Raw genomic sequence first — 12,531 nt, 5'->3', positions numbered from 1 at the left:
GAGGTTCCCGGCGGCGCGGTGGTCGACGCTGAAACCAGGACCACAGGTGAGGAGCCGAAACCATGGGAAAGCCATTTCGGGGTGTCGTCAACGTCGACGTTCGTGACTCGAGTCCGGACTGGTCGCCCTTCGAGCCACCGAAGGCACCCGCCGAGGCGCCCAACGTCGTCTATGTCGTCCTCGACGACGTCGGATTCTCCGCGATGCGCTGTTACGGCGGACCGATCGAAACGCCGAACATCGATCGGATCGCCGCCAACGGTGTCCGGTACACCCAGTGGCACACCACCGCGCTGTGCTCGCCCACGCGCTCGTGCCTGCTGACGGGACGCAACCACACGCGCAACAGCATGGCCTGCATCACCGAGGCCGCGATCGGATTCCCCAATGCGAGTGGCACCATCCCGCCGGAGAACGGCATGCTGTCGGAAATCCTCGCCGAGCAAGGCTGGAACACCTACATGGTGGGCAAATGGCACCTGTGCCCGACCGACGAGATGAACCTGGCCGCCACCCGCCGGAACTGGCCCAGCGGGCGCGGCTTCGAGCGGTGGTACGGATTCCTCGGCGCGGAGACCAACCAGTGGTATCCGGATCTGGTCTACGACAACCACCCGGTCGACCAGCCCCGGTCGCCGGAGGCGGGCTACCACCTCAGCGAGGACATCACCGACAAGGCACTGGAGTTCATCAAGGACGCCCGGGTGATCGCACCCGACAAGCCGTTCTTCCTCTACTACGCGCCCGGCGCGTGCCATGCGCCGCACCATGCCCCGAAGGAATGGATCGAGAAGTTCGCAGGCAAGTTCGACATGGGCTATGACGCGATACGCGAACAGACCCTCGCCCGCCAGAAGGAACTGGGCATCGTCGCCGCCGACACCGAACTTCCGCCGATCAACCCGATCGGCACCCCCGACACCCGGTCGGGACCCGACGGCGCACCGTTCCCCGAACTCGACTACACCCGGCCGTGGGACACGCTCGGCGACGACGAAAAGCGTCTCTTCGCGCGGATGGCCGAGGTGTACGCCGGGTTCCTGGCGCACGCCGACCATCAGATCGGGCGTCTGCTCGACTATCTCGAGCAGAACGATCAGATGGAGAACACGGTCATCGTGGTCGTCTCCGACAACGGTGCGAGCGGGGAGGGTGGCCCGAACGGCTCCGTCAACGAGATGAAGTTCGCCAACGGCGTCCCGGACGACCTCGCCGAGAACCTCGCAAAACTCGACGACCTCGGCGGGCCCAAAACGTACAACCACTACCCCAACGGCTGGGCGATGGCGTTCAACACCCCGTTCAAGATGTGGAAACGCTATGAGTTCAACGGCGGAACCGCCGACCCGTGCATCATCTCGTGGCCGGCGGGAACCACGGCTCGGAACGAGATCCGCGATCAGTACCACCACGCGATCGACCTCGTTCCGACGATCCTGGACATGCTCGGGGTCGACGCCCCCGAGACCATCAAGGGTCACGTCCAGACCCCGTTCGACGGCGTCAGCATGCGCAGCAGCATCGACGACAAGTCCGCGCCGTCGGAGCGGAAGTCGCAGTTCTATTCGATGCTCGGCTCGCGGTCGATCTGGCACGAGGGCTGGAAGGCCGTCACGACACATCCGACCATTGCGGGCTGGGGCCACTTCAACGACGACGAATGGGAGCTCTACCACACCGACGTCGACCGCGCCGAAGTGAACAACCTGGCAGCGGAGCATCCCGACAAGCTGCGGGAGATGGTGAACATCTGGTTCGCGGAAGCCGGTGCGAACGGCGCATTTCCACTGGACGATCGATCGGCCGTCGAGATCATGAGCACACCCCGCCCGCAGCTGACGGCCGCCCGGAACCGGTACGTCTACTACCCGGATGTCGCCGCCGTGTCCGAATGGCAATCGGTCAATACCCGCGGACGCTCGTTCGTGATCGGAGCGCTCGTCGACATCCCGGAGCCGGGAGCCGAGGGCGTGCTCTTCGCGATCGGTTCCCGTTTCGGAGGTCACGCGCTGTACGTGAAGGACAACCGTCTGCACTACGTCAACAACTTCGTGGGCAGCGAGGAACAGATGATCGTCGGCTCCGAGGACATCCCCACCGGTACCGACCTGATTCTGTCCGCCTCGTTCGACAAGGACGAGCAGAAGCCCGCGGCCACCGAGGGAATCCTGTCCCTGTTCCACGGGGACCGGAAGGTCGGCGAGGGCCGGATCAAAACCCAGATGGGCGCGTTCGCGATCGCCGGCGCGGGGCTGTACGTCGGCAGGCATCCGGGCGAGCCGATCACCGAGGACTACCCCGGCGAATCGCCGCACCGCTTCACCGGCGGCACGATCAACCGGGTCGCGGTCGACGTCAGCGGCGAACCGTACATCGATCTCGAGCGGGAGGCCGCCCTGATGCTCATGCGGGAGTAGGCGAGACCTCAGCCGGTGACCGGCAGCACCAGCACCTGGCCCGCGTCACCCGCGGCGACGGTGACCTGGTGCGCCACCAGCCCGCCCCGGTACCCCGGATCGCCGCCGGACACCACGAGCCGAACGCGGTGTCCCTCGTCGAAGCGATGGACGATGGCCGGCATCGTGACCTGCACGGGCTCACCGGGGGTCACGATGCGCGCCGGAGCGACCTGTCCGTTGATCAATGTGGCGGTGCCGTCCGGAGCCACGTCGTAGAGCTTGGCGAAGATCACGACCGCGTCGTCGACACCTGTGACCGCGGGTACGGCGTCGACGTGGACGTCGAGCGTCGGTGCGCCCACCACGTCCAGTGGCGCATCGAGGGATCCGGACGACCACTCGATCTGGGTTCCGGGGAGTTCCGGACGAGTGTCCGGCGCGTCCCGGTCGGCAGGAAGTCCGCCCGGCAGTGTGTTCAGCGTCCGGACGCCGGGAACGATGCCGTCGCGGCGATCGGTCAGCGCGCCGTCACCGGAGAGGTAGAGCGAATAGTCTTGCCCCACCGTGATATCGGAGGACTCGGCGTATGCGGGTGCGGCGTTGCCGGTGTAATCGACCCAGTTGCGGAAGTAGCTGAACACCGGCCCGGTGCCGACCCCGCTGTCCTTCAGGTAGTGATCGAACCAGTCGACCATCCGGCCCGTCTCGTACTGCGTGTCGGGGTTCGGAGCCTTCATGTCGATCTCCCCCGCGGCGGGAGTGAGATGGGAATGCCCCCAGCTGTGCCAGATCATCTTCACGTCGTTGCCCTGCGCCCGCAGCGTCTCGAACGTGGCCGTCGATTCGTTGAGGTCGAACAGAGTGTCCTGCTGCCCTTGCATGAGCAGGGCCGGAATCTTCACCCGGTCCGCGTACGACACCACCGACGATTGGCGCAGGAACTCGACGGATGCCGGGTCCGGATAGCCGAGCACCGCGGCCTGGGTCAGCGCGGGGCACGCGGCGTTCGCGAAGTTGGGGCATCCCAACGCCCGCGCGGGGTCCGACACATAGCCCTCGGTCCGGGGGTTGGTGGCGCCGACGGCGCCGAACGTCAGTGTCCACAGCACCTTCGACGCACCGGGCACCGACGTACTGACCCCGGCCGTCTGGGCGGTGCCGTTCGGCGCGAGCGAGTAGCTGAGGTCGTTCCAGGTGATCATCGGAATGATCGTGTCGATCCGTGGGTCTACCGAGGCCGCGGCGAACTGCACGGCGCCGCCGTAGGAGCCGCCGACCATCCCGACCCGCGGATCGTTCGCCTCGGGGCTGCCGTGGTGGGCGGTTGCATCCTGCACGACGTAGTCGAGACCCGGGACGGGAACGGTGTGCGCGGGATCGACGAAGGCCATCCCGTCGCGTCCGCCGAGAAAGCTCACCAGTTCGCTCGCCGTGCGTCCGTCGTAGTCGGGGTTGTCCAGGTGGATCTTGCAGCCCGAGCCGCCGAAGCCGAGACCGGAGTACGCGAGTACCGCGTAGCCGCGGGACGCGAGGAACGACGCGATCCCGGCCTGGTCGTTCTTGGACCCGCCGAAGCCGTTGGTCGTGAGGACCGCGGGTACCCGATTCGACGGGGACGCCGAGTCGGGTTTGTACACATCGCCGATCACGTCGCACGGTTCGTCGCGGTTCGCGCCGACGAGAACCTGGAAGTGGAGCGTGGTCTTGGAGAAGCCGGCCGGGTCGGCCGCAGCCGGCGTGGCCACCGCGATCGGCGTCAGTACCGCCGCCGCGGCTGTCACCATCGCCGCCAGTATCGATTCGCCTGCCCTGCGTTTCACAGTCCACCCACCGTCCGGCCGCACCACCCCGAGCACCACCGACGAGCCTAAACGCTCTGGACGCTAGCCCAACTCAAGCTGTCGGTGTGTCCCGGAACTCCCCCGCACGTGAGTGGGGGGTAGGTCGGACCGAGTGGTGTAGAACAGCACCGTCACGGCGATCACCGCTTCGATCGCGGCGGTGGCGAGTGCCGCCGACATGGCGGGTGCCATCGCGTGGGTCACCGGAGCCGACGCCGCCGCATGCATCGCGTGGCCGTGGTGGCCGCCGCCACCGGAACCGGGACTCATCACGGTGAGGTGCAGCGCGATCATCCCGACGTTCATCAACGCGACGAGTCCCCAGTCTCGCTGCGAACCGCGCATCCACAGGTGCCGCGCGCAGTACAGGCACCCGAAGATCATCGCGACGGTCACCACTCCGACCGTCGGCGACGACGTCGCATGCTCACCGAGCGTCGCGGCGTGGAGCCCGGCCGTGGCGACCGCGAGGGCCGCGGCCGCCCGCCGCCACCAGTGGCTGGTGCGGCGGGCGGCCGTGGAAATGACGGTGGTCACGACGTCTAGCCTTCGCAGCAGTGCTTCGCGGTGCTCGCCGGCAGGTCGAGCGCGGGATTGCGGTCGAAGAACCCGACGGGCTTGAGCTTGAACCCGGCGTAGTCGACGGGCATGACCGGCCAGTCCTCGGGCCGCGGGAAGTGCGTCAGCCCGAATGTGTGCCACAGCACCAGGTCTTCGCCTTCGATGTCCCGGTTGCCCGCCACGAACGTCGGCAGACCGGCCTGGCCCGGGTGCTGGTTGACGAAGTCGCCCGCGGGATAGCGCTCGGACTCGTCGTACTGCGTCACCCACAGGTGCTTCGTCGCGAACGCGGCGCGGGCGGCGATCGAACTCGACGGGTCGGCCAGCAGCACCGGCTGACCCTCGGGGTGCAGCGCGTACCCGACGTCCTGCCCGAGACGGTTCTGCTTGGTCGGATTGGTGATGTGCCAGACACGGGCCTTGAGGTTGTCGGCGGTGCGCTGCCCCTCGGATTCGGTGGTCAGCGTGGTCTTCTGGCAGCGGAAGGCGTTGCCCCACGGGTTCTCCGGGCCCATCGGGACGGGCACGGCATCCACTTCCTCGACGGTGTTCACGTTGCCGTCGACGGCCATGTCGAGGCGGGCCGAGAACAGGTGCTGATGGAAGGGGGCACCGAGCCCGGGCGCCATCTGGGTGGAGAACCCCTCCGGACCGCGGTAGGCGGAGGTGAAGACGATTCCGGTGGCCTTCGCCTCGAGTTCGATGGTGCCGTCGAGGTAGAGGTACCAGTAGAACCCGTAGTCGTAGTTGCCGATGGTGAGGAAGAACGAGATGACGAGGCGACGCGAGCGGCGGGTCTCGGTCATGCCGTTGAACATGTCGGTGTGCTTCCACAGCACGCCGTAGTCCTCCTCGTGGAGGCAGATCGCGTTCTTCATCACCCGCGGGTCGCCCGACTCGTCTGCGATGGTGACGTCGAAGTACTTGATCTCACCGAGGCAGTCGCAACCGAGTTCGAGGGAGTTGGTGTACCGGCCGAACAGGTACTCACCCTGGTCGAAGTAGTTCTGCCAGTACCGAACCGGCGACGGGTCGGCGTACGGGACCACCATCTCGGCGATCGACGCCCGGTAGATCACGGGGCGTTCCACTCCCCCGTCGTCGAACGAGAGCTGGTGCAGCGTCAGGCCTTCGCGCACATCGAACCCGAAGCGGAACTTCCAGTCGGCCCAGGTGATCTCGTTGCCGTCGACGGTGAAGCTGGCGCCCTCGGGCTGGGTGATCTCGATCGGTTTGAGGTCGGTGCGGGTGGGCGTCGCGTGGGGTTCGGCGTCCCATTCGCCGCGCTCGGCCGGCACCGGCAGGTCGATCTCGTCGACCACCCTGACGACGCGGCGCTCGGTGAGGTCGACGTAGGCCACGACTCCGTCGATGGGGTGCGCCCACGGCAGATCCGCCTTGTCCTCCTGATGGAACGCGAGCACCCGGACGATGCGGTGCCCGACCTCGTCCTCGTGACCGAACACCCCGGCCGACAGAGGAACCGCACGGACCTTCGACGGTTCGATGTCGCGCTTTGCCATCGCGGCCATCCAGTCGGAGCTGCCGAGCAGGAACGCCTCGATGTCCTCGAATTCCTCGTCGAGGATCGGCACGTGCCCGTCGGCGGCGGAATCGACCGTGGTGGAGCTGATCACACGATTCTCCGTCACCGACACGACGAGGTCGGTGCCGACGCCGGTGGAGCGATCCAGCAGCAGGATCCGGGCGCGTCGCTCGATGGCGTCGCCCGGGGTGAACGCGAGGACCGTCGACTTGTGCGGCTCGGCAAGTGCGACGAAGACGAAGCGCACGTTCTCGCCGATCAGGCCCTCGTCGGTGAGGAGCGCCTTCGCCGAACGGATTTCGTCGGCAGACAACGGCGCGAGCGGGTGATCCGGAGCGGCAGAACCGACGCGGGCCGGGGTCTCGGTGGTGGCGGTGCTCATCGTGCGATCTCCTTGTCGAGGACGGTGTGGTTCGGGTCGTGTTGCGGTAGAGCGGTGTCGTGTCGTGCGGCGTGGGGTCGGAGGACGGCGACGGCCGCACCTCCGGCGAAGGTCCCGACGAGCAGGACCCCGATGACGGCGGCGAGTGTGCTCGACCCGCCGACGAGAAGGGGAAGGTTGGCGACGGTCATGATCAGGAGCCCGGCCAGGCCGACGAGTCCGAGCAGTGGTGCGATCACGGTGTTCCACAGCCGCCGGTCCACCCGGGTCCGGCCGAAGTAGACGAGGACGGCCACGGACGTCAGGGTCATCAGTGCGACGATGCCGACCGAGGACACCCCGGCGAACCAGGCGAACACCTCGGTCACCGGGTCGAGTCCGGCGACGGCCGACGCGACGATCAGGACGAGAGCGGACACCGTCTGGACGACCGACGCGATGTACGGCGACGCGTGTTTGGTGTGCGAGCGGCCGCATCCCGCCGGCAGGGCCGCACTGTTCCCGAGGGAGAAGATGTACCGGGAGAGCACGTTGTGGAAGGACAGCAGGGCGGCGAACAGGCTGGTGATCAGGAAGATCTGGACGAGGTCGCCGGCGATCGCGCCGACGTAGCGGGTGGCGGTCTCGGTGATCATGCCTTCCGGGTTCTCCGTCGCGATCGCGACGGCGCCCTCGTCGCCCCACGCACTGACCATGGCCCAGCTCGACAGCGCGTAGAAGCCGCCGATGACGAGCAATGCCAGGTAGGTGGCCCTCGGGATGGTGCGGCCCGGGTCGCGGGCCTCGTCGCGGAAGACGGCGGTGGCCTCGAATCCGATGTATCCGGCGATGGCGAAGATCAGGGCGATGCCGGGCGCCCCCGAGAAGAACTCGCCGGGGTGGAACGCCGCCGTCGAGAATCCCTCGTCGCCGCCGCCCCGGACGATGACGGCGGCGTCGATGACGAGGACGATCCCGACCTCGCAGACCAGGAGGACGCCGAGCACCTTGCCGGACAGGTCGATGTGCCGGTATCCGAGGATCGCGACCACCGCCGTCACGGCCAGGGCCCACACGTACCAGGGAAGTTCGGGGCCGCCGTGAGCGGTGACGAAATCGTTGACGGCGGCCCCGATGTACCCGTATACCGCGCCCTGGACGGCGGTGTAGGACAGCAGCGCGAGGAAGGCGGAGCCCAATCCCGCGTGCCTGCCCAGCCCCCGGGTGATGTACGTGTAGAATGCGCCCGCCCCCGGAAGGTGCTTGGCCATCGCGGTGAATCCGACGGCGAAGAACAGCAACACCACCGTGCAGACGAGGTACGACGCGGGATAGGCGGCGCCGTTGCCGGCCGAGATCCCCAGGGGGACCGTTCCGGCGATCACCGTCAACGGGGCCGCCGCTGCGACGACCATGAACACGATGGCACCCGGACCGAGGGTGCCCGCCAGTCTGCGCGGCGCACCGTCACCGACTGCACTGCTGTGCGTGGGGGCATTGGTTGTCATGGCTTCCTTCGACTTTCACGGGGGGAGGATCTGCGGGGCGGCCGGGAATCTAGAGTGCGATGTTGACGGATTTGCTCTGGGTGTATTCGCCGATGGCGCCTTCACCGAGTTCACGGCCCCACCCGGACTGCTTGTAGCCGCCGAACGGAAGCGCGGTGTCGAATGCGTTGTGGCAGTTCACCCACACCGTGCCCGCCTTGATTTCGGACGCCACCTCGTGGGCGCGGGAGACGTCCCGGGTCCAGACGCTGGCGGCGAGACCGTAGGGGGTGTCGTTGGCCGCGGCGCGGACACCTTCGTCACGGTTGAACGGCACCGCGACGGCAACGGGACCGAAGATCTCCTCTTGATACACGCTGAAGTCGCGGTTCACGTCGACCAGCAGGGTCGGCTCGACGTAGAAGCCGGTGTCGCCGTGCCGCCCGCCGCCGGAGAGTGCGCGGGCACCGGCGGCGAGTCCGGCGTCGATGTAGCCGGTGACCTTGCCCAACTGCTCCTGCGAGATCAGCGGGCCGATGTCGTTGGTGGGGTCGAGGCCCGGTCCGATCTTCTGCGTCTTCGCGAAATCGGCTACCCCGGATGTGAATTCGTCGAAGATCCGATCCTCGACGAGCAGACGCGTTCCGGCCGTGCAGGCCTGGCCGTGGTTGAAGAGGAACCCGCTGGCGACGCCCGGGATCGCGGCCTCGAGGTCGGCGTCGGAGAAGATCACCTGCGGGCTCTTGCCGCCGAGTTCGAGGGATACCTTCTTCAGGTTTCCCGACGCGGCGTTCACGATCTTCTTTCCCACCTCGGTGGATCCGGTGAACGCCACCTTGTCGACGTCGTCGTGGCTCGACAGCGCCGCGCCGATGTCGCCGAAACCGGTGAGCACGTTGAACACGCCGTCGGGGACGCCGGCCTCGGCGATCACCTCGGCGAGGAGCAGCGCGGTGAGCGGGGTCTGCTCCGCGGGCTTGAGGATCATGGTGTTCGCGCAGGTCAGCGCCGGGGCGACCTTGAACGCGGCCATCACCAGCGGGAAGTTCCAGGGGATGATCTGCGCGCAGACGCCGACCGGTTCGCGGGTGGTGAACGCGTGGAATCGGGCCCCGGGCGCCCACGGCACGGACACGGGGATGGTGCGGCCCTCGATCTTGGTGGCCCACCCGGCGTAGTAGAAGAAGATCTCCGCCGCCCAGGTGACGTCGACGGCCTTCGCGACCGCCACGGACTTGCCGTTGTCGATCGATTCGAGCTGCGCGAACTGATCGGCCCGGGCGAGGATTCCCTCACCGATCTTCCAGAGGATCCGCTGACGTTCGGCCGGGGTGATCGAGCGCCACGGCCCCGACTCGAAGGCCCGCCGGGCCACGGCCACCGCGCGGTCCACGTCCTCGACGCCGGCGTGCGGGACCGTCGTGATCACCTGTCCGGTGGCGGGATCGACCGTCTCGAACGTCCGGCCCGACGCCGAGTCCACCCATTGACCGTCGACGAACATGCGCTTCGGCGACGACACGAAGTCGACGACTCGGGGGTCGAGGGCTGCTGGGGAGTGAACGACTGCAGTCATCATGTCCTCTTCGATGGGAGTGAATGAATCTGTGATTGAATCAGGCTTCTGCAGAACACTTTTGGCGACAATTTTCGCTTCGTCGTGCTGCGGCCCGAACCCACGATAAACCCCGGATGTGTCGCCGGTCACTACTAAATCCGGATGGGAATCCGCGGTTGCGCCATTCTCATTCGACATTTCCGGCCGCGGTGGCGTCGATTCTCATTCGACGTTTCCGGGTCGGCCCAGTTGATCTGCCCTGCGCGCCGAACCCGGGTGCGAGATGGGGAACGCATTCTCCGGCCATTCTCATTCGAGGTGATCGAAAATTAATTCCGATCGGCGCATCCGACTGGGCTCCTGCGCTAGCGTGCAACTCATGCGACCCCCGCGGTGATCGAGCGGGAGAGGCCGCCCGGAAAGTGTGGAGAGCAGGTGCGTGGTGTCCGGTACACCGAGAATCAGAAGCAGATCACCGGTCGCCGGTCTCGAGCGGGCGCGCCTGAGTTTCGTCCAGGTGCTCGGGCAGTCCGTCTCGGCGGTCGCACCGTCGGCGGTGATGGTGACGCTGCCGGCACTCGTCATCCCCGACGCGGGCCGGGCCACCATCGCAGTGTTCGTCGCCGCGGCGATTCTGATGACGGCGGTCGGCTACTGCGTCGGACAGTTCGCCACCCGGATGGTGGCGGTCAGCGGCCTCTACAGCTACATCGTGAAGGGACTCGGGCCGATGCCCGGTTTCGGCGGCGGATGGTCGTTGCTCATCGGCTACGCCGCCGCGGCCATGGCGAGCACACTCGGCGCCGCGAGTTACCTCGCCGCCCTCCTCGGCCGGGTCGGTCTCCCCACCGGGACGCCGCTCATCGCCGTCCTCGCGGCGATCGTCGGCCTGCTGGCGCTGCTGCTGATGGTGCGCGGCGTGAAGTTGTCGGCGCGGATCATGCTCGCCATCGAGGTGTTCGCAATCGTGGCCGCGTCCACCGCACTGGTGGTCGCGTTCGTCCAATCGGTGCGTGAGGGCGCGACGTCGTCGGCGGGCGGCGCGAAATCGGGTTCCGCGGTCGGGTTCGCGGTGCTGCTCGCGATCACGTCGTTCGTCGGTTTCGAGAGTGCGGGCACGGTGGCACGCGAGGCCCGCAACCCGTTCGTCGCGGTCCCGCGCGCCATCCGGTGGACCCCCATCGCCTTGGGGGTTCTGTACGTGTTCGCGGCCGCCCTGCAATTGCCGGAACCGGTGCGGCAGGGAGTCGATTCGCTGCCGATCGTCCTCACCCTGCCCGACACGTCCGGTGCGGGATCGTCGACGCTGTCGATCGTGATGGAACTCGGCATCACCGCCTCCTGGTTCGCGTGCGTCCTGGGTTCGACCACCGCGCTGTCGCGGACCCTGTTCGCGATGGGCCGCGAAGGGGTGGTGCCGAGCGTGTTCGGCCGGACGCACCGCAGGTTCCACACTCCGCACGTGGCGTTGGTGGCCGCGATGCCGGTGATCGTCGCCGTGCCCGTCCTCTACCTGATCGCCCGCGGTTCGAGCCGCGACGTCCTCATCGGACTGCTCGCCGTCTCCGCGCACGGCTACGTTCTCGCGTACGTCCTGCTGTGCGTCGCGACGCCGGCGTTTCTCCGGCGGATCGGCGAACTGACCCGGCTTCCGTCGGTCGTCGGCGTGCTGACGGCGACGGCGATGGTCGCGCTGGTCGGGTGGGCGGCGTTCTCGCGCACGTACGTCGCGGGCGCGGCCACCGCGGTCTATGTGCTGCTGATGTTGCTGGGCGCCGCGGTCTTCGCGATCCGCGCCCGACGATCCCCCGGAATCGGAGAACGGATGGGTGTGTACGACGAGGCGGTGGCCGAGGACGTGCTGGGCAGGTACCGGCCGTGGGAGGTGCGCCGGTGAGCCCCGACGACAGAGCCCTCTCGGGGCGGCAGCCGAAGGCCGTCACCAGCGCCCTGCGGGTGCTGGAGGAGGTGGCCCGCGCCGGTGTGGGTGTCACCGCGAAGGACATCGTGGCCCGCCTGTCGATGCCGTCCGCGACCACGTACCGGCTGCTCAACATCCTGGTGGGCGAGGGCTACGTGGTGCGGCTCCCCGACCTGTCCGGGTTCGCGCTGGGCCAGAAGATCGGGATCCTCGTCGACGCCGCGGTCGTGCCCACCGTGTGCGCCGCCGCGCGCGACGTCCTCGCCGAACTGCGACTGTCGGTGCGGTTCGGGGTCCATCTCTTCTACTACACCAACGTCGCGGTCCGCACCGCCGACGCCGACCCCGAATACCCTCCGCCGGAGGACGAGGCCTTCCTCAATCAGCACCTGTACGCCTGCGCCGTCGGCAAGCTCCTGCTCGCGGAGAAGTCGGAACTCGAATCCGTGATTCCGCGTTGGGAACCGAGGGCAGTGACGGCCCGCACGATCGTCGGCCGGGCCGAATTTCTCGCGCACCTGGACCAGATCCGCACTCAGGGTTTCGCGACCCAACTCGCGGAACTCCGGGACGGGTCGGCCTGCGTCGCCGTCCCCGTCCGATCCGGTACCGGGGCCCTCATCGGAACCCTGGCGCTGTCGGGACACGTCGATCACGAACATCTCATGCTGCGGCACGTGCCGTCGCTCCGCGAGCACGCGGAGCGGCTGGCGCCGTTCCTCGCGTAGTACATCGGGACACAGGTGGTTTCGGGTTACCGACGGTAACGGCTGATGCGGCGGGCAACCCATCCAGGCCGACGGCGGCGCCGAATATTCGATGGCAGGGTTGCGGACTCTGCACCACCGTCACGTGCC

The 12,531-nt window shown here is 67.6% G+C and carries 8 protein-coding genes; 3 read left to right on the top strand and 5 right to left on the bottom strand.

Features of this window, described 5'->3' with window-relative positions:
• Positions 1-62: 62 nt before the first annotated feature.
• Complete coding sequence (locus H0B43_RS22760) at positions 63-2,417, top strand: arylsulfatase (RefSeq protein ID WP_185725882.1); 2,355 nt, start codon at positions 63-65, stop codon at positions 2,415-2,417.
• An 8-nt stretch (positions 2,418-2,425) separates the two neighbouring features.
• Here H0B43_RS22760 and H0B43_RS22755 read toward each other — a convergent pair whose 3' ends face one another.
• The 5 genes from H0B43_RS22755 to H0B43_RS22735 all read right to left on the bottom strand — a co-directional run bounded on the left by H0B43_RS22755 (position 2,426) and on the right by H0B43_RS22735 (position 9,771).
• Positions 2,426-4,183 carry a CocE/NonD family hydrolase gene (locus H0B43_RS22755; protein WP_185725883.1) on the bottom strand — a complete coding sequence of 586 codons (1,758 nt, stop codon included), beginning with the start codon at positions 4,181-4,183 and terminating at the stop codon, positions 2,426-2,428.
• 99 nt (positions 4,184-4,282) lie between these two features.
• Entirely contained in the window at positions 4,283-4,777 is a 495-nt protein-coding gene (locus tag H0B43_RS22750) for a hypothetical protein (protein ID WP_185725884.1), read from the bottom strand.
• Between the two features lie 5 nt (positions 4,778-4,782).
• Entirely contained in the window at positions 4,783-6,729 is a 1,947-nt protein-coding gene (locus H0B43_RS22745; protein WP_185725885.1) for a primary-amine oxidase, read from the bottom strand.
• On the bottom strand, positions 6,726-8,216 hold the full coding sequence (locus H0B43_RS22740) for an APC family permease (protein WP_185725886.1): 1,491 nt from the start codon (positions 8,214-8,216) through the stop codon (positions 6,726-6,728). The genes H0B43_RS22745 and H0B43_RS22740 overlap by 4 nt, the downstream gene beginning before the upstream one ends.
• A gap of 49 nt (positions 8,217-8,265) precedes the next feature.
• Entirely contained in the window at positions 8,266-9,771 is a 1,506-nt protein-coding gene (locus tag H0B43_RS22735) for an aldehyde dehydrogenase family protein (protein ID WP_185950077.1), read from the bottom strand.
• 424 nt (positions 9,772-10,195) lie between these two features.
• Here H0B43_RS22735 and H0B43_RS22730 point away from each other — a divergent pair, with 424 nt between their 5' ends.
• Both H0B43_RS22730 and H0B43_RS22725 read left to right on the top strand, forming a co-directional pair.
• A complete protein-coding gene (locus tag H0B43_RS22730; protein ID WP_185725887.1) occupies positions 10,196-11,650 on the top strand; it encodes an APC family permease in 1,455 nt (484 codons plus the stop codon).
• Positions 11,647-12,402 carry an IclR family transcriptional regulator C-terminal domain-containing protein gene (locus H0B43_RS22725; protein WP_185725888.1) on the top strand — a complete coding sequence of 252 codons (756 nt, stop codon included), beginning with the start codon at positions 11,647-11,649 and terminating at the stop codon, positions 12,400-12,402. The genes H0B43_RS22730 and H0B43_RS22725 overlap by 4 nt, the downstream gene beginning before the upstream one ends.
• Positions 12,403-12,531: the final 129 nt, after the last annotated feature.

The sequence above is a fragment of the Rhodococcus sp. 4CII genome (assembly GCF_014256275.1).
In the GTDB taxonomy this organism is placed as follows: Bacteria; Actinomycetota; Actinomycetes; order Mycobacteriales; family Mycobacteriaceae; genus Rhodococcus_F; species Rhodococcus_F wratislaviensis_A.
The sequence above is the reverse complement of the archived record's forward strand: the minus strand, read 5'-3'. Positions and strand labels throughout refer to the sequence as shown.